The 20,577-nt window shown below is 71.2% G+C and carries 22 protein-coding genes; 13 read left to right on the forward strand and 9 right to left on the reverse strand.

Going from position 1 to position 20,577, the window contains the following annotated elements; genetic code table 11:
* Positions 1-27: 27 nt before the first annotated feature.
* A complete protein-coding gene (locus B2W79_RS03660) occupies positions 28-1,401 on the reverse strand; it encodes a M23 family metallopeptidase (protein ID WP_071328041.1) in 1,374 nt (457 codons plus the stop codon).
* Positions 1,402-1,619: 218 nt separating this feature from the next.
* Between B2W79_RS03660 and B2W79_RS03665 the strand changes: the two genes are divergently transcribed.
* The 12 genes from B2W79_RS03665 to csrA all read left to right on the forward strand — a co-directional run bounded on the left by B2W79_RS03665 (position 1,620) and on the right by csrA (position 10,845).
* Positions 1,620-1,874, forward strand: a complete 255-nt coding sequence (locus B2W79_RS03665) for a flagellar FlbD family protein (protein WP_071327502.1) — start codon at positions 1,620-1,622, stop codon at positions 1,872-1,874.
* The gene (locus B2W79_RS03670) at positions 1,874-2,686 is read left to right on the forward strand and encodes a motility protein A (protein ID WP_071327503.1); all 813 of its coding nucleotides are present in this window, start codon (positions 1,874-1,876) and stop codon (positions 2,684-2,686) included. Before B2W79_RS03665 ends, B2W79_RS03670 begins: the two co-directional genes overlap by 1 nt.
* Positions 2,683-3,492, forward strand: a complete 810-nt coding sequence (locus B2W79_RS03675; protein WP_292787224.1) for an OmpA/MotB family protein — start codon at positions 2,683-2,685, stop codon at positions 3,490-3,492. The genes B2W79_RS03670 and B2W79_RS03675 overlap by 4 nt, the downstream gene beginning before the upstream one ends.
* A gap of 49 nt (positions 3,493-3,541) precedes the next feature.
* Positions 3,542-4,462, forward strand: coding sequence for a flagellar motor switch protein FliM (locus tag B2W79_RS03680; protein WP_231919689.1), 921 nt, complete (start codon positions 3,542-3,544; stop codon positions 4,460-4,462).
* Positions 4,459-5,118, forward strand: coding sequence for a flagellar motor switch protein FliN (gene fliN / locus B2W79_RS03685; RefSeq protein WP_071327506.1), 660 nt, complete (start codon positions 4,459-4,461; stop codon positions 5,116-5,118). Before B2W79_RS03680 ends, fliN begins: the two co-directional genes overlap by 4 nt.
* Before the next feature lie 71 nt (positions 5,119-5,189).
* Positions 5,190-5,600: a FliO/MopB family protein gene (locus tag B2W79_RS03690; protein WP_292787454.1), complete on the forward strand. Its 411-nt coding sequence runs from the start codon at positions 5,190-5,192 to the stop codon at positions 5,598-5,600.
* Positions 5,597-6,406 carry a flagellar type III secretion system pore protein FliP gene (gene fliP, locus B2W79_RS03695; protein ID WP_071327508.1) on the forward strand — a complete coding sequence of 270 codons (810 nt, stop codon included), beginning with the start codon at positions 5,597-5,599 and terminating at the stop codon, positions 6,404-6,406. Before B2W79_RS03690 ends, fliP begins: the two co-directional genes overlap by 4 nt.
* On the forward strand, positions 6,403-6,675 hold the full coding sequence (gene fliQ / locus B2W79_RS03700; protein WP_025104366.1) for a flagellar biosynthesis protein FliQ: 273 nt from the start codon (positions 6,403-6,405) through the stop codon (positions 6,673-6,675). The genes fliP and fliQ overlap by 4 nt, the downstream gene beginning before the upstream one ends.
* Positions 6,676-6,679: 4 nt before the next feature.
* Positions 6,680-7,441 carry a flagellar biosynthetic protein FliR gene (locus B2W79_RS03705; RefSeq protein WP_025104367.1) on the forward strand — a complete coding sequence of 254 codons (762 nt, stop codon included), beginning with the start codon at positions 6,680-6,682 and terminating at the stop codon, positions 7,439-7,441.
* Positions 7,438-8,529 (forward strand): EscU/YscU/HrcU family type III secretion system export apparatus switch protein, encoded by a 1,092-nt coding sequence (locus B2W79_RS03710; protein ID WP_071327510.1) that lies wholly within the window; start codon positions 7,438-7,440, stop codon positions 8,527-8,529. Before B2W79_RS03705 ends, B2W79_RS03710 begins: the two co-directional genes overlap by 4 nt.
* Entirely contained in the window at positions 8,526-10,589 is a 2,064-nt protein-coding gene (locus tag B2W79_RS03715) for a flagellar biosynthesis protein FlhA (protein WP_071327511.1), read from the forward strand. The genes B2W79_RS03710 and B2W79_RS03715 overlap by 4 nt, the downstream gene beginning before the upstream one ends.
* A 4-nt stretch (positions 10,590-10,593) precedes the next feature.
* Positions 10,594-10,845 (forward strand): carbon storage regulator CsrA, encoded by a 252-nt coding sequence (gene csrA / locus B2W79_RS03720; protein WP_025104370.1) that lies wholly within the window; start codon positions 10,594-10,596, stop codon positions 10,843-10,845.
* Between the two features lie 8 nt (positions 10,846-10,853).
* Here the strand turns inward: csrA and B2W79_RS03725 are convergent, their stop codons facing one another.
* The 8 genes from B2W79_RS03725 to coaA form a co-directional block, all read right to left on the reverse strand.
* Positions 10,854-11,990 carry a hypothetical protein gene (locus B2W79_RS03725; protein ID WP_071327512.1) on the reverse strand — a complete coding sequence of 379 codons (1,137 nt, stop codon included), beginning with the start codon at positions 11,988-11,990 and terminating at the stop codon, positions 10,854-10,856.
* Entirely contained in the window at positions 11,987-13,579 is a 1,593-nt protein-coding gene (locus tag B2W79_RS03730; protein ID WP_071327513.1) for a sensor histidine kinase, read from the reverse strand. Before B2W79_RS03730 ends, B2W79_RS03725 begins: the two co-directional genes overlap by 4 nt.
* A 209-nt stretch (positions 13,580-13,788) precedes the next feature.
* The gene (locus B2W79_RS03735; RefSeq protein WP_071327514.1) at positions 13,789-14,631 is read right to left on the reverse strand and encodes a response regulator transcription factor; all 843 of its coding nucleotides are present in this window, start codon (positions 14,629-14,631) and stop codon (positions 13,789-13,791) included.
* Positions 14,628-15,122 carry a tRNA (adenosine(37)-N6)-threonylcarbamoyltransferase complex ATPase subunit type 1 TsaE gene (gene tsaE, locus B2W79_RS03740; RefSeq protein ID WP_240743056.1) on the reverse strand — a complete coding sequence of 165 codons (495 nt, stop codon included), beginning with the start codon at positions 15,120-15,122 and terminating at the stop codon, positions 14,628-14,630. The genes B2W79_RS03735 and tsaE overlap by 4 nt, the downstream gene beginning before the upstream one ends.
* Entirely contained in the window at positions 15,119-16,225 is a 1,107-nt protein-coding gene (alr, locus tag B2W79_RS03745; protein WP_292787242.1) for an alanine racemase, read from the reverse strand. The genes tsaE and alr overlap by 4 nt, the downstream gene beginning before the upstream one ends.
* Positions 16,222-16,581: a holo-ACP synthase gene (locus B2W79_RS03750; RefSeq protein WP_292787245.1), complete on the reverse strand. Its 360-nt coding sequence runs from the start codon at positions 16,579-16,581 to the stop codon at positions 16,222-16,224. The genes alr and B2W79_RS03750 overlap by 4 nt, the downstream gene beginning before the upstream one ends.
* Positions 16,582-16,686: 105 nt before the next feature.
* Positions 16,687-18,534 carry a glutamine--fructose-6-phosphate transaminase (isomerizing) gene (gene glmS, locus B2W79_RS03755; RefSeq protein WP_292787248.1) on the reverse strand — a complete coding sequence of 616 codons (1,848 nt, stop codon included), beginning with the start codon at positions 18,532-18,534 and terminating at the stop codon, positions 16,687-16,689.
* A gap of 63 nt (positions 18,535-18,597) precedes the next feature.
* On the reverse strand, positions 18,598-19,551 hold the full coding sequence (coaA, locus tag B2W79_RS03760; RefSeq protein WP_071327518.1) for a type I pantothenate kinase: 954 nt from the start codon (positions 19,549-19,551) through the stop codon (positions 18,598-18,600).
* 28 nt (positions 19,552-19,579) lie between these two features.
* Between coaA and B2W79_RS03765 the strand changes: the two genes are divergently transcribed.
* On the forward strand, positions 19,580-20,509 hold the full coding sequence (locus B2W79_RS03765; RefSeq protein ID WP_071328043.1) for a Ppx/GppA phosphatase family protein: 930 nt from the start codon (positions 19,580-19,582) through the stop codon (positions 20,507-20,509).
* Positions 20,510-20,577 lie beyond the last annotated feature (68 nt).

Genomic DNA, 20,577 nt, shown 5'->3' on the forward strand with positions numbered 1-20,577 from the left:
CGGCGCGAAAGCGGGGTCTCGGCAGGGTCAGACGTAGATGCCGCGCTGCTCCATGAAACGCACGGGGTTCGTGTACCCGCCGTTGATGTAGACCTCGAAGTGCAGGTGGCAGCCGAACGAGCGGCCGGTGTCGCCGGCATACGCGATGACCTGACCGGAGCGCACCCACTGGCCGCTGCGCACGTTGATGCCGCCCGGCTTGATGTGCGCGTACCCGGTGCTGATGCCGCCGCCGTGCTGGATGCGGATGTAGTTGCCGTAGTTCCCGTTCGGTCCCGCGTAGTCGACCGTGCCGGAGTTGGCGGCGTAGATCGCGGCCCCACAGCCGTTGGCGAGATCCGCACCGTAGTGGAAGCTCGACGAGCATCCCTGAGGACCGCAGATGGGGGTGCGCGGCCCGTAGCTCGAACTGCGTGCGCCGCCGTGCGGACGTACCCAGCCGCCGCTGCCGGCCGAGCCGCCGCCACCGCCGCCACCACCACCGCCGCTGGTCCCCCGGCCGGCGGCGGCAGCAGCCGCGGCCGCCGCCGCTGCCTCGCGCTTGCGCCGGGCTTCCTCTTCCCGCCGTCGCGCCTCGACACCCGCCTGGTACCCCGCGACCGTCTTGGTCGTGGTGTCCTTGAGCGCCGCGAGCTGGGCCTTGAGGGTCTCGAGGTTCGCCGCCTGCTCGTCGAGCGCCGCCTGCGCGGCGTCCGCCGCCTGCTGCGCCGCGACCATCTTCTGCTCGGCGACCTGCTGCAGGCGGTCGCGCTCGTCCCGGGCGACGTCGGCCTGAGCGGTCAGCGCCTGGGCGGTGTCGCGCGCCGAGACGGCGTTGTCGTAGGTCGTCTGGTTGTACTCGAGGAACTTGTTCATCGTGCCGAGGCGCGACAGCAGCTCATCGGCGTTGGCGCCCGATCCCGCGAAGAACAGCTCCAGGGCGGTGTCGTCGCCGCCACTGCGGTAGAGCTGGGCGGCGACCTGACCGGCCTTCTTCGCAGTCTCGTCGGCGAGCGCCGCCTGCTCATCGGCCTGAGCCTGCAGCGTCTCCGCCTCCGTGATCGCCGCGAAGTACGCCTGCTGCGCCTCGTAGAACTCATCCGACGCGACCTGCGCGGCCGCCTGCGTCTCGGCGACCTTGCGCTCGAGCGACTGGATCAGCCCCTGGATACGGGTGACCTCGCCGGCCTTGGCCGCTTCGTTGCTCTTCGCCCGCTGGACGTCGTCCCAGCTCGGGTAAGACGCGGCGTGCGCGGCGGTGACGCCCGAGCCGACGCCGAAGGCGGCGAGCGCGACCACTCCCAGCGCGCCGATCCCGAAGGCATGGCGCCGGCTGACCGGCTGGTTCCACAGCGCGCCGCGCTCGGCTGCCGTCGGCGCGCAGCCGCACTCCTCGGCCGCCGTCGCCGCGGCCTTCTCCACGTTCCGATCCCGCACAAGGCTCCCTTCGCCCGCTGCTCATCGTCCCCCGCCCCTGGTCCCTATCGGCGACGACGCGCCCGCCGTGAGAAAGTTCCCCTCCGGTCCCGACCCCGCGCTAACGCGGCGCAGCGCCCGGCCGACAGTCCTCTCCGACAGCCCAGGACGGGCCGTCGGTTCCCCGCTCTCGGGCGGGGCGAGCTTTTTCCAGGATGGAGCCCATGATCGTCCTCACGCGCCTGAACCGTTCCCGGTTCGCGGTGAACCCCGACCTGATCGAACGTGTCCAGGCCACGCCGGACACGACGATCATGATGGTCGACGGCGCGACCTTCGTCGTCACGGAGACGATGGACGACGTGATCGCCCGCATCACCCGCTTCCGCGCCGGCGTCCTCGCGACCGCGGCGGCGCTGGTCGCCGCTGGCACCGAGGACGTCCGACCCGGCGCTCCCGTCGCAGGAGGGGATTCCTGATGGATCCGTCCCTCATCCTCGGGCTCGTCCTCGCGTTCGGCGCCCTGATCGCCATGATCAACCTGGAGGGCGCGACGGTCGGGTCGCTCCTGCTGCCCGCGCCCATGGTGCTCGTCTTCGGCGCCACGATCGCGGTCGGCCTCGCCAGCGGCACGCTGCGCGACGCGCTGCACGCCGTGAAGTCGCTCCCGCGCGCTTTCCGCGGTGAGCGGCGCACCGCCCAGAGCACGATCGACACCGTGGTCGGCTATGCGGAGAAAGCACGCTCCGAGGGTCTGCTCGCGCTGGAGCAGGGCCTGGACGAGGAGAAGGATCCGTTCCTGCGGCAGGCCCTGCAGAGCATCGCCGACGGCACCGACGCGGAGGATCTGCGGGTGCTCCTCGAGGACGAGCTCACCTCGACCGCCGCCCGGAACCGCACCGCCTCACGCTTCTACATGACCCTCGGCGGATTCGCCCCCACCGTCGGCATCATCGGCACCGTGGTCAGCCTCACCCATGTGCTGGAGAAGCTCGACAAGCCGGACACCCTCGGACCCATGATCGCCGCCGCCTTCGTCGCGACACTGTGGGGCCTGCTGTCGGCGAACTTCATCTGGCTCCCGATCGGCGGCCGCCTGCAGCGCCTCGGTGAGCTGGAGCTGGAGCGCATGACGGTACTGATGGAGGGCATGCTCGCCGTCCAGGCCGGCGCCGCCCCCGCCCACGTCCGCGAACGTCTGAGCGCGCTCGTCTCCGACCGCTCCCCCGGCCGCTCCCGCCGGCGCGAGCAGCCCGCGGAGACGGAGGCGCACGAGGACCTCTTCTCATGAGCGTGCGCACCCGACGCCGTGTCCAGGAGTCCGAGCACAGCGGACCGGACGAGCGCTGGATGGCGTCGTACCTCGACATGGTGACGGTGCTCATGTGCATGTTCATCGTGCTGTTCGCGATGTCGACCGTGGACCAGGAGAAGTTCGAGGCCCTCAGCGCCTCGCTCGCGACGGGTTTCGGGCAGGAGCCCTCGGACGACGTCGACGTGACCAGCGGCGTGGTCGTGCCTCCGGAGCTCATCGACGACGAGGGTGAGAACTTCGCGGACACGGGTCTGGAGGCGGCGCAGCGCGAGTTCGACGAGCTGTCCGCGCTGCGCGAGCGGCTGCGCCAGGTTCTCGCCGAGCGCGGACTGGAGACCGACGTCACGTTCACCATCGACGAGCGCGGGCTGACGATCGGGCTCGTGAGCGCGGAGACGTTCTTCACCACCAACAGCACCGATCTCAGCCCGGCCGCGACGCAGGTGCTCGACGCCCTGGGGTCCGTCCTCGTCTCCGCCCCGAACGAGATCTCCGTGGAGGGGCACGCCGACGCCCGCGGGTCGGTCGCGCCGTTCCCCACCAACTGGGAGCTTTCCGCCGGACGCTCCACCCAGGTGCTGCGCTACCTCGTGGAGGCAGCCGGACTGCCGCCGGCCCACCTCAAGTCCGTCGGCTTCGGCGACACCCGTCCGGTGGCCGCCGGAAGCACCCCCGAGCAACTCGCGGAGAACCGCCGCGTGGACATCGTCATCCTCTCCGACGCCAGCGAGGAGGTGCGAGCGCTGATCCCGGCCGCGGGTGCCGCGCAGACCTCCCCCTGACCCGCCCCTAACGCACGCCGATCACCGCCCGATAGTCGGGTTCGTGGTGATGGATGACGGCGTGCGCTCGCGAGTGCGCGCGGAGACGGCGACCGCCGACGTCGAGGTCTACGACTTCGGACGCGCGGCGACGCTGTCGCGCGAGCACGCCCGCACCCTGGAACTCGCGTTCGAGACGTTCGCGCGTCAGTGGTCGGCCCAGCTCAGCGGCAAGATCCACGTGCGCGCGACCATCGCCGTCGAGCACGTCGGCATGCTCACGTACGGCGAGTACGCACAGTCGCTGCCGACGACGACGACCATGATCGTGTGCGCGCTGCCGGACTCCGACGAGCGTCTGATCGTGCAGGTTCCGATCCCGACCGCGACGTCCTGGATCGTGCAGATGGTCGGCGGCAGGGTCACCACCACCGCCGAGGACCGCACGTTCACGCCGATCGAGCAGGCCCTGATCCGGTCGTTGATCGGAGACGCGATCGATCACCTCACCGGCAGCCTCGACGGCCTGCTGCCTGCCGGCGTCGCCGTCGCCGGCATTCAGTACAGCTCCCAGTTCGCGCAGGTCGCCGCCGCCGGGGAGCCGGTCATCGTGGCCCGGCTGTCGATGCGCCACGGCGGTCGGACGGTGCCGGCGAGCATCATGCTGCCCGCCTCGGTGCTCGCCGGGTTCGCGGTGCGGGCCTCCGACGCCGACCGGTCCGAGACCCCTGGCCTCGTGCGCCGCCAGGTGGAGTCGACTCCGGTCGAGATCGCCCTCCGGCTGGCGCCGCGGAGCGTGCTACCCCGCGAGGTGCTCGATCTCGCCGTCGGGGATCTGCTGCCCCTGCCGCACGCCGCCGACCGCCCGATGCTCCTCACCGTCGGCGACCAGACCGTCGCGACTGCGGCCGTCGGGAGCGCCGGCGCCCGCCTCGCCTGCGTCGTGACCGCCACCGTCCCCGAAACCGCCCCCGCTCAGGAGTCCGCGTGATCAGCACCACCGCCTACGAGTCCGCCGTCGCCGCCGCGTTCGCGGCGCGACTGCCCACCGCCGCACCGGTCACCGCCCGCGCCTCCCAGGTGTCCGGCGACACCGGCGAGGCGGTCGTCGCGCAGTTCGTGGGCGAGGCGAGCGCCCAGCTCGCCGTGCAGCTCCTCGATGCCGACGTCCTCGTCGACGGTCTCAGGGACCGTCCGCTCACCGACCGGCTGCTGGATGCGCTCGAGGCCGCCGCGACCGCCCTCGGTCCCGGGCTGCTCGGCGAGGCCGCGGTCGGCGACGCCTCGGCCGTGTTCGCCGACCCGCAGACCCAGCTCTTCGACCTCGTCGACCACACCGAGCGCACCATCGGCCGGCTCGCGGTCCGGATCACGCATCGACCGGCGCGTCCGACCGGAGCCGACGGGCGCCTGCACCGCATCGCGGGTGTCGAGATGGAGCTCACGGTCGAGATCGGCCGCACCCGCATGGCGGTCCGCGACGTGCTCGACCTCGAGCCCGGTCGCATCGTGGAGCTCGATCGCTCCGCGGGCGCCCCCGCCGACGTCAAGCTCAACGGCCGCACGATCGCGCATGGCGAGGTCGTCGTCGTCGACCAGGACTACGCGGTGCGGATCACCCGCATCCTCGAGAACGTCGAGGCCTGACCCTGGACGACCTCCTGCTCGCGCTGCGGGTCGGGCTGTCGCTCGCCGCCGTCCTCGGGCTGCTCTGGTTCCTGCAGCGCCGGGTCTCGAAGACCCAGGCGCGGCGCCGCGACGCCGAGGCGATCACGGTGCTCGGGCGGCAGGGCATCGGCCCGAAAGCGCAGCTCGTGGTCGTGCAGACCGACGATGCCCGTTACGTGCTCGGGGTCACCGAGCACGGTGTGAGCGTCGTCGACCGGCTGCCCCTGCGGCCGGAGCCCTCCGCGTCCGAGGAGGCACGCCCGCCGGCCACCCGCACGGCCGACGACGCCGAGTTCGACCGCATCCTCGCCGCCGCCGCACTCACGAGCGCGCCCCCGGCGGTCAGCCCGGCACCGGAGCTCCGTCGCCGCGTGCGGCACCGCAACGACCCGCTCCGCGGCTCCATCCTCTCCCCCGACACCTGGCGGCAGACCGCCGAGGCCCTGCGGCGCGCACGATGACCGCGACCCGTGCCGTCGATCGCGGTCGCGCCTCGCGGCTGCTCGTCCTCGTCGCGGTCGCGATCCTCCTCGCCGTCGTCCTGATCGCCCTCACCGGCACCGCCGCGCACGCGGAGGTCACCCCGGACGACGGCGAGGGTGTGACGATCGACATCAACGGCATCGACGGCGGCCCCTCCGGCTCGATCCTCACCCTGCTGGGGATCACGCTCCTGTCGGTGGCCCCTGCGCTGCTGCTGATGATGACGTCGTTCACGAAGATCTTCGTCGTGCTCGCCATGACGAGGAACGCGCTGTCGCTCCCGACGATCCCGCCGAACCAGGTGCTCGCGGGCCTGTCGCTGTTCCTGTCGCTGTTCATCATGTGGCCGGTCCTGACCGAGATCAACACACTGGCCGTGCAGCCGTACATCGACGGCGCGCTCACGTTCACGCAGGCCGTGGACGTCGGGCAGGCCCCCCTGCGGGAGTGGATGCTGCACTACACGCGCGAGGAAGACCTCGCGCTGATGACCCGGATGGCCGGGCAGGACAACCCGGAGGACGCCGCGAGCGTGCCGATGTACACGCTCATCCCGGCGTTCATGATCTCGGAGCTGCGGGCGGCCTTCATCATCGGCTTCGTGATCTTCGTGCCGTTCCTCGTGATCGACCTCGTCGTGGCGGCGGCGCTGATGTCGATGGGCATGATGATGCTCCCGCCGGTCATGATCTCGCTGCCGTTCAAGATCCTGCTGTTCATCCTCGTCGACGGGTGGGGGCTCATCATCAAGGCGCTCCTGGAGAGCTACGGAGGTGTGGGATGAGTCCCGAAGCCGTCCTCGACATCGGTGCCCAGGGCCTGCTGATCGCCGCCAAGCTCGCCGCCCCGATGCTGATCACGGCCCTCGTGGTGGGCTTCGCGATCTCGCTGCTGCAGTCCATCACCCAGGTGCAGGAGGTGACGCTGTCGTTCGTGCCGAAGATCGTCGCGGTGGGCATCGCCCTGCTCATCGCGGGGAACTGGATGATCGCCGAGATCATCGCCTTCACGAACGAGATGTTCGCCCGCATCCCGTCGCTGTTGAGCGGATGAGCCCGTGTTCATCCCGATCGACTTCGCGTGGCTGGAGGCCACCCTGCTTGCCGCTGTGCGGATCACGGCGTTCATCATGATCGCCCCGCCGTTCTCGTACGGCGCGATCCCGGTGCGCGTGAAGGCGATGCTCTCGATCGGACTGTCGCTCGCGGTGGGGGCTGCCGTCGCGCCCGGGTACGAGAGCCTGGATACCGGGCCGTTCCTCGGCGCGCTCGTGATCCAGCTCCTCACGGGCGCCCTGCTCGGGTTCCTCGTGCTGCTGTGCTTCTCCGCGGTGCAGGCCGCGGGCAGCCTGATCGACGTGTTCGGCGGCTTCCAGCTCGCCCAGGCCTTCGATCCGGCGGCGATGGTCAACGGCGCGCAGTTCACCCGGCTGTTCCACCTCACCGCGCTGACGCTGCTCTTCGCCTCCGGCGGCTATCAGCTCATCCTCGCCGGGCTCGCCCGCAGCTTCGACGCGGTGCCGGTCGACGGCATCTTCCGCGTGGCGGGACCCGCCGAGCTGCTCGTCGACGGCGTGTCCCAGATGGTGCTGGCGGCCGTGCAGATCGCGGGCCCTCTCGTCCTCGTGCTCTTCCTCGCCGATGTCGGGCTCGGTCTCATCACGCGCGTGGCGCCGGCGCTCAACGCCTTCGCGATGGGCTTCCCCGTCAAGATCCTCCTCACGCTCCTGCTCGCGGGCGCCGTGTACGTCGCGTTCCCCGGCATCGTCGACGCCCTCGCCACCCAGGCGTTCCGCCTGATGCAGGGGGTGACGCCGTGAGCGGCTCGGACAGCGGCGAGCGCAGCGAGAAGGCCACCGAGAAGCACCTCCGCGAGGCCAGGCAGAAGGGGCGGATCGCCCGCAGTCAGGACCTCACGGCGTGGCTCGGCATCGGCGCCGCCGCCGTCATGATGCCGGCCGCCATCGCCGCGGGCACGGCCGCCGGCACCGAGCAGCTGGTGACCCTCGCCGGGCTCATGCAGGCGCCTTCTCCGGAAGCCGCCCTCGCCGCCCTGGGGCGGGCCCTCGCCTCGGTGCTGCCCACGCTGGGAGCGCTGCTGGCGGCGGTCGCGATCGTGACGCTGTTCGGCGCGGTGGTGCAGGGCGGCGTGCACCTGCGGAAGCTGTCAGGGCGCTACGAGCAGTTCAACCTCGTCTCCGGAGTGCGGCGCGTGTTCGGCCTGCAGGCGCTGTGGGAGGGGGCGAAGGCGCTGCTGAAGACGGCCGCCATCGCCCTCGCCCTGTGGGTCGTCATCTCCGGGCTCATGCCCGTGCTCACGGCGAGCGGCGCCCATTCGGTCTCCCGGCTGCTCGGCACCGCGGCGGACGGCACCGCGGCACTGCTGCAGACCGCCATCGCCGTGGGTCTGGTGCTCGCCGCGATCGACCTGTTCGTCGTCATGCGCCGCAACCGCAAGCACACGCGCATGACCAAGCGCGAGGTGCGCGACGAGAACAAGAACTCCGAGGGCGACCCGCTCATCCGCCAGCAGCGCCGGTCGCGCCAGCTCGCCGTGAGCCGCAACCGCATGATCGCCGCGGTCGCCGGTTCCGACGTCGTCGTCGTCAACCCCACGCACATCGCCATCGCCCTGGAGTACGACCCCGGCACGTCCGCCCCGCGGGTCGTCGCGAAGGGCAGCGGCGTCATCGCCGAGCGGATCCGCGAGAAGGCGCTCGAGTCGGGCGTCCCGCTGGTCCGCGACATCACCCTTGCCCGCGCTCTGCACGCCGCGTGCGAGCTGGGTCAGGAGATCCCCGAAGACCTCTACAACGCCGTGGCACGGGTGCTCGTGTTCGTCGATGCGCTCCGGCGCCGCGGCGCCGCCCGCGGCATCCACTCGCTCCCCTACCGGAGGACCGTATGAAGAAGCTTCTCACCACGCTCGGGGTGCCGATCGGCGTCGTCGGCATCATCATGCTGCTCGTCGTCCCGGTGCCGCCGTTCCTGCTCGACGTGCTGATCATCCTCAACATCATGTTCGCGCTGGTGATCCTGCTCACGTCGATGTTCGTGAAGAAGCCGCTCGACTTCTCGGTGTTCCCCTCGCTGCTGCTCGTGGCGACGCTGTTCCGGCTGGGGCTCAACGTCGCCTCCACCCGCCTCGTCCTCGGCGAGGCGTACGCGGGACAGGTGATCGAGGCGTTCGGGGCGATCGCGGTGGGCGGCTCGCTCATCATCGGCGCCGTGGTCTTCCTCATCCTCGTCGTCATCCAGTTCGTGGTGGTCACCAAGGGTGCAGAGCGCGTGGCCGAGGTCGGCGCCCGGTTCACGCTCGACGCGATGCCGGGCAAGCAGATGGCCATCGACGCCGATCTCAACGCCGGTCTCATCAGCGACACCGAGGCCAGGGAGCGTCGGGCGGAGGTGGCCGCCGAGTCCGACTTCTACGGCGCGATGGACGGCGCCTCCAAGTTCGTCAAGGGCGACGCGATCGCCGGACTCGTGATCATCATCATCAACCTCGTGGGCGGCATCGCGATCGGCCTCGTCCAGCACGGCATGTCGATCGACCAGGCCGTCAGCACGTACAGCCTGCTCACGATCGGCGACGGCCTGGTCACCCAGATCCCCGCCCTGCTCATGGCGGTCTCGACCGGCATGATCGTCACCCGCTCGACCGCCGAGGCCGAGATGGGCACGGCGGCGTCGACGCAGCTCGGCCAGTCGCGCAACGCCCTCATCATCGCCGGATCCGCAGCCATCGTGATGTCGCTCATCCCGCACATGCCGATGCTCCCGTTCCTGGCGATCGGCGCCCTGCTTCTCCTGATCGCCCAGCGCATCACCGCGACGCGCAAGCGGGAGGAGGCGGAGGCCGCGCTGGCCCCCGCTCCGGTGCCCGCAGACCAGCCGGAAGAGCTCATCGAGCGCATGCGGGTGCACCCCCTGGAGATCCTCCTCGCGCCGGACATCGTGGATCTGGTGACCGGCGGCCCCGACGACCTCCTCGCCAGGGTGAAGGCGCTGCGGCGCCGCATCGCGCTCGACCTCGGCCTGGTCACGCCGCCCGTGCGCACCAGGGACAGCATCGAACTCCCCCAGGCCACCTACGTCATCCGCATCGCCGGCGTCGAGACCGGGCGGGGCACCGCGCCGACCGGATCGGTGCTGGCACTCGGACAGGGTCTGGACAGCCTGCCGGGGACCGCCGCCCTGGACCCGGTGTTCGGCCTCGAGGGCAAGTGGATCCCGATGGAGATGCGACACAGCGCGGAGTTCGCCGGGGCCACGGTGATCGACAGGGCGAGCGTCATCATCACGCACCTGTCGAGCGTGATCCAGACGCACGCCGCCCGGCTGCTCACCCGGGAGGACGTGCGCCAGCTCACCGACGCGCTCAAGCAGGTCTCGCCGTCGGCGGTCGAGGAGCTCACGCCCGCGCTGCTGTCGCTCGCGGAGGTCCAGCGGGTGCTGCAGGGGCTGCTCGCCGAACGTGTGCCGATCAACGACCTCAGCCGCATCTACGAGGCGCTCGCGCTGCGTGCCAAGGTCTCGACCGACCCGGAGGGACTGATCGAGGCCGCCCGCGCCGCACTGGGGCCGGCCATCGCCTCCCGCTTCGCGGAGGACGGCACGCTCCGCGTCGTCATGATCGCGCCGCTGCTGGAGCAGGCCATGCTGGAGAGCCTCCGTCCCGGCGACGAGGGCTCGCAGATCGTCTTCGACCCGCCGCGGATGGAAGCGGTGATCGCGTCGGTGAAGCAGGCCGTGGCCACGCAGACGGATGGCGGTGAACCGGTGCTCGTATGCGCCCCGTCGCTGCGTCCGGCCGTGCGACGGCTCGTGTCGGCGCAGACCGACGGCCTCCCTGTCCTGTCCTACACCGAGGCGACGTCCGCATCGCTGACGATCGAGACGATCGGCGTGGTCCGCGACTCCTCCACCGCGTCGCTGGGGGCCGCCCCCTCCGCACCAGTAGGCTGAACGAATGCTGGTGTTGACGAGGCGGATCGGTGAGAGCGTGCGCATCGACGGCGAGATCGAGGTCACGCTGCTCGACATCAAGGGCGACAGCGTGCGCATCGGCGTCAAGGCCCCGCGGGAGACCCGCATCCAGCGCACCGAGATCATCGAGGCCGTCGTCGCCGAGAACGTCTCCGCGGCCGCCGACACCGACGCGAGCGCCGCCGACGCGATCACCGCGGCACTCGCGCGGGGGCGCGAGAAGCAGACCCCCTAGGCCCCGCGTCAGACGGCGGTCAGGTCGGACTCCTGCGCCCGCTTCCACTGATCCCCGCCGGCGTGCCGTGCCCGATCGGCCGCAGATGCGGCCGCCGCGACGAGCGTGTCGTAGTCGTATCCCGCGACGGATGCCGTCGCCCAGCCGATGCTGGCGGAGGAGCGGATCCCGCTCGCCGGCGCCTCGAGGTCGATGATCGACACGGATGCCAGGATCGCCCGCAGGTGGAACCGCACCGCCTCGTCGCTGCCGTGGATGATGACGATCGCGCGGTCGTCCGCGACCCGCTCCGCATCGGCCGTCGCCGGCAGCGCGTCGCAGATGTCCGCGTGGAAGCGATCGGCGATGCGGCGGAAGCCGGCGCTGCTCGACGCCTCGCGGAGGTCGGTGGGGTCGTCCAGACGGATGTCGAGGATCGACCACGCGGGGTCCTTCTGCGCCGCCGCCTTGCGCAGGCGCTCCCTGGCACGGTCCGCGGCACCGTCGGCCCCCGGTACCGGGCTCTCCACCCGCACGAGGAGCACGAGGGTGAACGCCGCACACGTGCTCACGACGATCGTCCCCAGCGCGTTCACGCCGCGGAGCGCGCTGAGCTGCTCCTCCGTGCTCACGCCTCCCGAGACGAGGGCGGACCCGGCGCTGACGACGGCGACCACGACGAAGCCGCACGCGGCGAGCGCGAGCGGCAGCACGACGTCCCGCGACGCCGGCTGTCCTCGGAGCAGCTCCCAGGCGAGCAGACCGGCGAAGACCGCCATCGCCAGGAAGACGACGTGGAAGACCGGCAGATACCAGCGTGTGCCCGCGGTGAGGATCAGCGCGGTGGGCACCCCGACGAGTGCGAGGACGACCGGCGTCCAGGGCGCCGACCGCCCGAAGTGCATCCGCACGCCGATCCAGACGAGCGGCACGAAGGAGACGACGATCGCGGAGGCGGCCGCGCGCAGCACGGGGCTGCCGGTGTGATGGCCGGCCAACCAGAGGTAGGCGCCGAGCATCCCGATACCGAAGGCGACACCCCACACGATGGTCGCCCTGCTCGGCCGGGCCAGGGTGGCGAGACCGACGACGATCGCGGTGAGCACCGTCACCACCGCGACCATGCTCGTGGTGACGTCGACGCTGACGGGCACGAGGGGTGTCATGCGGAGACCTCTTTCGTTCGTCGGGGGAAACGGACGGTGACGGTGGTGCCGACGTCCACCTCGCTCGCCACGAGGATGGCGCCGCCGTGCGCGACCACGATGTCCCGCGCGATGCCCATGCCGAGCCCGGTGCCGGCGATGCCGCCACGCACGGCGCTGTCGGCGCGGAAGTACGGCTCGAACAGCCGCGGCAGCTCCTCCTCGGCGATGCCGATCCCGGTGTCGGCCACCGTGACCTCGGCATGTCCGTCCGGCTCCGCCAGCCGCACCGTGATGCGGCCGCCGGCAGGCGTGTATTTGACGGCGTTGCCGAGCAGGTTATCGAGCACCTGACGGAGCCGGAAGGCGTCGCCGGTGATCACCATCCGGTCGGCCCCGTCGAGCACGAGCTCCTGCCGCGCGGCACCCATCAACGGTGCGAAGGACGCGGCGGACTCCTCCACGACGACGCGCAGGTCCACCGGTTCGAACGGATCGTGCGAGACTCGTCCTGTCTGGGCCTGCATGCTCGTGACGAGGTCCTGGAGCCGTTCCCCCGCGTCCGCGATGACCTCGATCTGCGCCGGCACCCGGCCGGGGAGGTCATCGCGCTCTCGCAGGAGCTCGACGTGGCCGATGATCGCGGTGAGCGGGTTGCGCAGCTCGTGGGAGATCACGGCGGTCAACGCCCGCCGCTCCTCGGCGGCCTCCAGGAGCGCGGTGACGTCGTCGATGACGACGAGGGTGATGCGCTCCCCCTCCCGCGCGCCGGCGATGGGCTGCGTGGACACGGCCAGGGCGTGCCACTGCCCCGCACCGTCGTACAGCCACACCCGCTCCTCCCGCATCTGCTCGCCCGCTGCGGCTCGCGCGAGTGTGGTGCGCTCCGGCGTCAGAGCCGTTCCGCGGCGCCCGTCGTACTCGACGGACGCGGACGGGAGGGCCGTGCCGAAGCGGTCACGGCCGTAGAGCGAGCGGTAGGCGTCGTTCATCTGCAGGATGCGACCGGCGGAGGTGACCACCACCAGCGCGATGCCCAGCGCGTCGATGACCTGGGTGACGCGCTCCTGATTCGTCTCGGCCCGCTCCGCCGCCCGGTTCACCTGCTCCGAGCGGCGCTGCAGGAGCCGGCGCGCCGCGCCGGACCGCTGGGCGCCGATGCGGACGGTCACGCCCAGGAAGCTCAGGGTGATGACGACCGTGAGCACCCGCAGCAGCACGTCCTCCGGCGGGCCAGAGCGGTCCGCGAAGAACACCAGACAGCCACCGCTGAGCACGATGCCCGCGAACACCCAGGGCATCGAGAAGTAGGTCGCTAACCAGACCACCGGGAAGACCCAGAGGAAGCCGAGCCGGAGATCCGGCACGTTCGTGGTCAGCCCCACCCCGAGCACGTCCAACAGCGGGAGGGCGGTCACGGCCGTCCGCGGCAGACGTCGCCACGGCACCATGAGCGCCACGAGGGTCGTGACGACGATGAGCCCGATTCCGCCGATGAACAGCGGGATCGCGAGGGTCTGCGGCTTGAAGCCCGCGACCATCACCACGATGGCCACGATGCTCGCGGTGAACACCAGCTGCCACCGCCAGATCGAGACCGTGCGGATCATCAAGGTCCGCCTCCCGGTCGATCCTCAGCATTCACGCAAGATTACTCAAAGATCGTCACTTCTCGCTCTTCAGGAGGCCTTCCCGTCCTACGATTCTGAGTGGGAGCCGACGCTGCGACTGGGGATTTCGCAGAAGCTGGGGCCGCGCGAGTGGGGATTCGCAGGCATCCGGGGCCGCGGTGGGGGAGCCGCGGCCTCGACCCCTTCTTTCAGGCGGGGCGGTCGTCGGACGTGAGGCGGTACCCGACACCGCGCACCGTCTCGATGTAGCGGGGGGCGGTGGGGCTGTCGCCGAGCTTGCGGCGCAGGTTCGCCATGTGCGTCTCGATGGCCCGCTTGTCCGGTTCGCTCACCCGGTCGAACGCGTCGCCGGAGGTTCCGCGCAGTCCGCGAGCGAGCTCGACCTTGCTGCAGACCCTGCGGCCGGCCTCGAGGAGTGCCGCGAGCAGGTCGAATTCGGTGGGGGTGAGCTCGACGGGGCGCTGGGCGACGAGCACGAGACGCGTGTCGAGGTCGAGGCTGAGGTCGCGATGCACGAGCCCTCGCCACGTGGCGACGGTGGCATCCCCGGCGGGCACCGCCGGGAGTGGGGTGATCGACGCGGCGGAGGTCGCCGTGGCGGCGTTCGACGGCGGGGTGCTGGCGACCTCCGGCGCCCCCTTGGCTACGGCCGACGAGCGGTTGCGGCGGAGGAGCGCCTCGATCCGCGCCCGCAGCTCGCGTGGCCGGAAGGGCTTCACCAGGTACTCGTCGGCGCCGGAGGTGAGGCCGAGCACCACATCCGATTCGTCGGCCAGGGCGGACAACATGATGATGAACGTGTCGCTGACCTGACGGATGCGCCGCGCGACCTCGAAGCCGTCGATGCCCGGGAGGTTGATGTCCAGCGTGGTGATGATCGGATGGTGCGCCGCCACGGCTGCGAGACCCTCCGGGCCTGACCCCGCCTGCACGGTTCGGAACCCCGCGGCGAGGAACACCTCATCCAGGAGCGAACGCACACCGGGGTCGTCTTCGATGATGACCGCGACCAGCGGCTCCCCCGCCGTCATGCGCGCTCCTCGCGGGCGATCGTGACGAAGCGCGGCGCGTCCGCATCCAGCTCCGAGGGATCGAGGTCGGCATCGTCCTCGCCGGCCCCGACGGGCCGTTCGATCTCGATGTCCCACCAGGCGTCGGCGAGCTCCTCCGCCATACCGCGGCCCCACTCCACGACCACCACCGATCGCTCCAGGTCGAGGTCGAGGTCGTCGAGCTCGGCCGCGGACCCGAGACGGTACGCGTCCACGTGCACGAGGGGGGCGCGGCCGACGAGCGACGGATGGGTGCGGGCGATCACGAACGTCGGGCTCTGCACGGGCCCTCGGACCCCGAGGCCCTCGGCCAGTCCGCGGGTGAAGGTGGTCTTGCCGGCCCCCAGCGGCCCGGTGAGGATGAGCAGGTCTCCCGGCTCGAGCTGCTCGCCGATGCGCAGCCCGAGCTGCTCCATCTCCTCGGACGTGGCGATCCGGCGTCGTCCGAGGAACGCCGGGTCCAGGCTCACGTCGTCCTCCGCGGTACCCGGTGACCGATGCGCGTGACGATCTCGTACCCGATGGTGCCGGCGGCCTCCGCCCAGTCCCCGGCCGATGGCACGCCGAGGGTCGGATCCCCGAAGAGCGTGACCTCGTCGCCGACCGCGACCGGGGCGTCTCCGACGTCCACGACGAACTGATCCATCGCGATCCGGCCCACGTTGGTATAGCGGCGCCCGCCGATCGACACGGGCAGTCTCCCGGAGGCGCTGCGGGGCACGCCGTCGGCATAGCCCAGCGGCACGAGCGCCAGGGTGGTGGCGCGGTCCGTGCGATGCACGTAGTCGTAGGAGACCCCGGTACCGGCGGGAACCCGCCGCACGGCCGCCACGGCCCCGCGCAGGGTCATGGCCGGGCGCAGGCCCAGCTCCGCGGACGAGCGGTCATCGAAGGGCGAGAGGCCGTAGGTGCCGATGCCGATGCGCACGGCGTCGAGTCGTGTCTCGGGCAGATCGATGGCGGCGGCGGTGGCGGCGATGTGGCGGATCTCCGGACGCACGCCGAGCGCAGCGGCCTGCGCCACACCCTCCTCGAACCGGGCGAGCGCGGCGCGGTCGTCGGCCGGCGAGGCGTTGGAGAGGTGGCTGAAGAGCCCCACGACCCTGACCCTCCCGATCCGCTCCAGGCGGGCGGCCTCGGCGAGCACCGTCGCCCAGTCGTCCGGAGCGATGCCGTTGCGCGACAGCCCGGTCTCGAGCTTCAGGTGCACGGCGACCGGGCGGTTCGCGGATGCGGCGGCGGCTGCGGCCTGCAGCTGGTCGTACGACGAGATGCCGATCTCGACGCCCTCCGCCGCCGCCTCCAGGAACCGCTCCCCCGGCGCGTGCAGCCACGCCACGATCGGCGCGTGCACCCCTTGGCGCCGCAGCTCCAGCGCCTCCGGGATCTCGGCCACGCCGAGCCGTGTCGCACCAGCGGAGAGCGCGGCCACGGCGGTCGCAGCGGCTCCGTGCCCGTACGCGTTCGCCTTCACCACGACGAGCACCTCCACGCCGGTGAGGCGACGGAAGTGCCGGACGTTGTCGGCGATCGCATCGAGATCGATCGTGGCCTCGCGGAACGGGACAGTCACAGCGGGGCTCCTTCGGCGACGACGAACGCGGCGGCGAGGCCGGCATCGTGGGTGAGAGTGAGGTGCAGCGTCAGGATCCCCCGTTCCTCGACCACCTCGGCCGTGGATCCGGACAGCACGAAATGCGGTCGTCCTGAGGGCTCGGAGGCGATCTCGATCTCGGTCCAGTGCACCCCGTCGGAGCCGCCGAGCGCCTTGATCAGCGCTTCCTTCGCAGCGTATCGCGCGGCCAGAGACGGCAGCCGGAGCTCACGTTCGGACGGGGCGAACAGCCGCTCCCGAAGTCGAGGGGTCCGGGTCATCGTGCGCTCGAACCTCGGGATGTCCACGAGGTCGATGCCGGTGCCGATGATCACGCGTTCAGCCTACTCGGGCTTCCCCACCCACCCCGTTACGAACGCCCCACCCCTCTGCGTGCACACGCAGAGGGGTGGGGTGAACAGAAGGGGGTGGGTCGGCGGTCACTCCACCGTGACGGACTTCGCGAGGTTCCGCGGCTGGTCCACGTCGAGGCCCTTCGCGGTGGCCAGCGCCATCGCGAAGATCTGCAGCGGGACGACGGCCAGCAGCGGCTCGAACATGGGGCCGGCGAGCGGGATGTGGATGACCTCGTCCGCGAAGGGCAGCACGGCGGCGTCGCCCTCCTCGGCCACCACGATCACGCGGGCACCGCGGGCGCGGATCTCCTGGATGTTGGAGACGACCTTGGAGTGCACGAGCGCGGAGTGCCGCGGCGACGGCACGAGCACGAACACCGGCTGCCCCGGCTCGATCAGCGCGATCGGACCGTGCTTGAGCTCGCCCGCGGCGAAGCCCTCGGCGTGGATGTAGGAGATCTCCTTGAGCTTGAGCGCACCTTCGAGCGCGATCGGGTAGCCCACGTGACGACCGAGGAACAGCACCGATCGGGTGTCGGCCATCCAGCCCGCGAGCTGGGTGACGTGCTCGTGCTCGCTCTCCAGCACCTTGGCGACCTTCTCCGGCAGCGCGGCGAGCTCATCGACATCGGTCGAGGCGTCGGCCACCACACCGCGGACCCGTCCCATGTGCAGGCCAAGCAGCAGCAGGGCCGTGATCTGGGCCGAGAACGCCTTGGTCGAGGCGACGGCGACCTCCGGGCCGGCGTGCGTGTAGACGACGGCGTCCGACTCCCGCGGGATCGTCGCGCCCTGCGTGTTGCAGACCGACAGTGTGCGGGCGCCGCGCTCGCGGGCGTACTTCACGGCCATCAGGGTGTCCATGGTCTCGCCGGACTGGCTGATGGAGACCACGAGGGTGTCGGCGCCGATGACCGGGTCGCGGTAGCGGAACTCATGGGCGAGCTCGACGTCGACCGCCACGCGGGCCCACTGCTCGATCGCGTACTTGCCGACGAGCGCGGCGTACGAGGCCGTCCCGCACGCGGTGATGATGACGCGGTTGATGCCGACGAACAGGTCGTCGAGACCGTCGAGCTCCGGGATCACGACCTGGCCGTCGCGGATGCGGCCGCGGATGGTGTTGGCGACGGCCTCCGGCTGCTCGGCGACCTCCTTGGCCATGAAGCTCGACCAGCCGCCCTTCTCGGCGGCGGCGGCGTCCCACGACACGTCGAACGGCTCGGCGGTGACGGGGGTGCCGGCGAAGTCGGTCACGGTCACCGCGTCGGGGGTGATCGAGACGATCTGGTCCTGGCCGATCGCGAGGGCCTTGCGGGTGTGCTCGACGAAGGCGGCGACGTCGGAACCGAGGAAGTTCTCCCCCTCGCCCAGGCCGATCACGAGCGGCGAGTTGCGGCGAGCGCCGACGACGAGTCCGGGGTGGTCCTGGTGCATCGCGAGGAGGGTGAAGGCGCCCTCGAGGCGGTTGACGACAGCACGGAACGCGAGGGCGAGGTCGCCCCCGTTGCCGGCGTACTCGCGACCGAGCAGCGCCGCAGCCACCTCGGTGTCGGTCTCGCTGCGGAAGGCGACACCGTCGGCGAGGAGCTCGTCGCGCAGAGCCGCGAAGTTCTCGATGATGCCGTTGTGGATCACCGCGAGCTTGTCGTCGTCGGCGAGGTGGGGGTGCGCGTTGACGTCGGTCGGGCCGCCGTGCGTCGCCCACCGCGTGTGCCCGATGCCGGTCGTGCCGTCGTTGAGGGGCGCATCGCCGAGCGAGTCGCGCAGCATGGCGAGCTTGCCCGCCTTCTTGCGCATGCCCAGCGTTCCCTCGCCGTCGATCACGGCGATGCCCGCGGAGTCATAGCCGCGGTACTCGAGCCGGGCGAGGCCGGCGAGAAGGATGTCCTGGCTGGGCCGCGGGCCCACGTATCCGACGATTCCACACATGGGGATAAGGGTAAGCGGGAATTTTTGCGAGTCGTCCGAACAATACAGCGCCGCCGGAGGGGCTCAGAGCTTGCGCAGGAGCACGCTCTCCACGTCGTGATCCGCGCCCTTCCGCAGGACCAGGCGCGCGCGGTGCCGGGTGGGCATCACGTTCTCGACGAGGTTCGGCATGTTGATCTCGTTCCAATATCCCAGTGCGGTCGTGATCGCCTCCTCGTCGGTGAGGTGCGCGAACACGTTGAAGTAGGACGACGGGTTGCTGAAGGCTCCCTGCCGCAGGGCGAGGAACCGGTCGACGTACCACTTCTCGATGTGGGCGGTGTCGGCGTCCACGAAGATCGAGAAGTCGAAGAGGTCGCTGACCGCGACGTCGTTCGGGGCGGGCGGGGGTTGCAGGACGTTGAGCCCTTCGACGATGACGACATCGGGGCGACGCACCACGACGTGCGCATCGGGGACGATGTCGTAGCGCATGTGGGAGTAGAACGGCGCCCGCACCTCAGGGGCTCCGCTCTTGACCTCCGTGAGGAACTCGATCAGCGCACGGCGGTCGTACGACTCCGGGAAGCCCTTGCGATCCATGAGGCCGCGGCGCTCGAGCTCGGCGTTCGGGTAGAGGAAGCCGTCCGTCGTCACCAGCTCCACCCGCGGCGTCCCCGGCCAGCGGCTCATCAACTCGCGGAGGAGCCGGGCGATGGTCGACTTGCCCACGGCCACGGAGCCGGCGACTCCGACGACGAAGGGCGTGGTCGTGTCGTCCTCCTGGAGGAACGACGAGGTGGCCGCACCGAGCTGCTTCGTGGCGCTCGCGTACAGGCTCAGCAGCCGGCTCAGCGGGAGGTACACCTCGCGGACCTCGGTGAGGTCGAGGCGATCTCCGATGCCTCGCAGCTCCACGACCTCGGTCTCCGTCAGGGGCTGATCGAGTCCGGCGGCGAGACGCGCCCATTCCGCGCGCCCGATCTCCCGGTACGGCGACAGCGGCAGCGTGGGGTCGGCGGTGGTCACGTCGTCCATCGTAACCGCGCGCGAGTATCCTCATCCCGTGCGCCTGGGAGTCCTCGACATCGGATCCAACACCGTCCACATGCTCGCCGCCGACGTGCGGCCGGGCGGACGACCGCTCGCCACCACGAGCGACCGGACCGTGCTGCGCCTCATGCGCTACCTCACACCGGACGGGGCGATCGCGGAGCAGGGTGTGCAGGCCCTGGAAGCAGCCGTCGCGCAGGCGCGCCGGGTGGCGGAGGAGGAACGCGTGGACGCGCTCCTCGCCACGGCTACGAGCGCCGTCCGCGATGCCCGCAACGGGGCCGAGGTGATCGCCCGCATCGAGGCCGTCCTCGGCCAGCCGCTCCAGGTGCTCGACGGGGAGACCGAGGCCGCGCTCACGTTTCTCGCCGTGCGGCGCTGGTTCGGGTGGTCTGCCGGCCAGCTGCTGCTCCTCGACATCGGCGGCGGCTCCCTGGAGATCGCCGCCGGTGCCGAGGAGGTTCCGGACGTCGCCGCGTCCGTCCCGCTCGGAGCCGGGCGCATGACCGTGCAGTTCCTTCCGCAGGACCCTCCGGGTGAGGGCGACGTGGAGCGCCTCCGGGCGCACGCCCTGACGACGCTCGACGCGGTCACCTCGCGGTTCCGCAGCCTCCCCCGACCGGACCACGTCGTGGGCTCCTCCAAGGCGATCCGCTCACTCGCCCGGCTCGTCGGCTACCCCGTCCCCGGCTGGTCGGGCATCGAGCGGATGCTGCTCCCCCGCGAGTCCCTCGGGTCGTGGATCCCGCGTCTCGCGCGCCTCCCCGCGTCGGCACGGCAGGAGCTCCCGGGGATCACGCCCGACCGGACCTTCCAGATCGTGGCGGCGGCGGTGTCGCTGCATGCCGCCATGGGCGCGCTGGACGTGGAGGAGCTGGAGGTCTCGCCATGGGCGCTGCGTGAAGGCGTGCTGCTGCGGTACATCGAACAGCTCGGCGGCTGACCGCCTCGGCCCGGAGACGACGAACCGGCCGGCCGCCGAGGCGACCGACCGGTTCGGAGACGACAGTC

This window comes from Microbacterium sp. UBA7513, from assembly GCF_002478345.1.
Classification (GTDB): Bacteria; Actinomycetota; Actinomycetes; order Actinomycetales; family Microbacteriaceae; genus Microbacterium.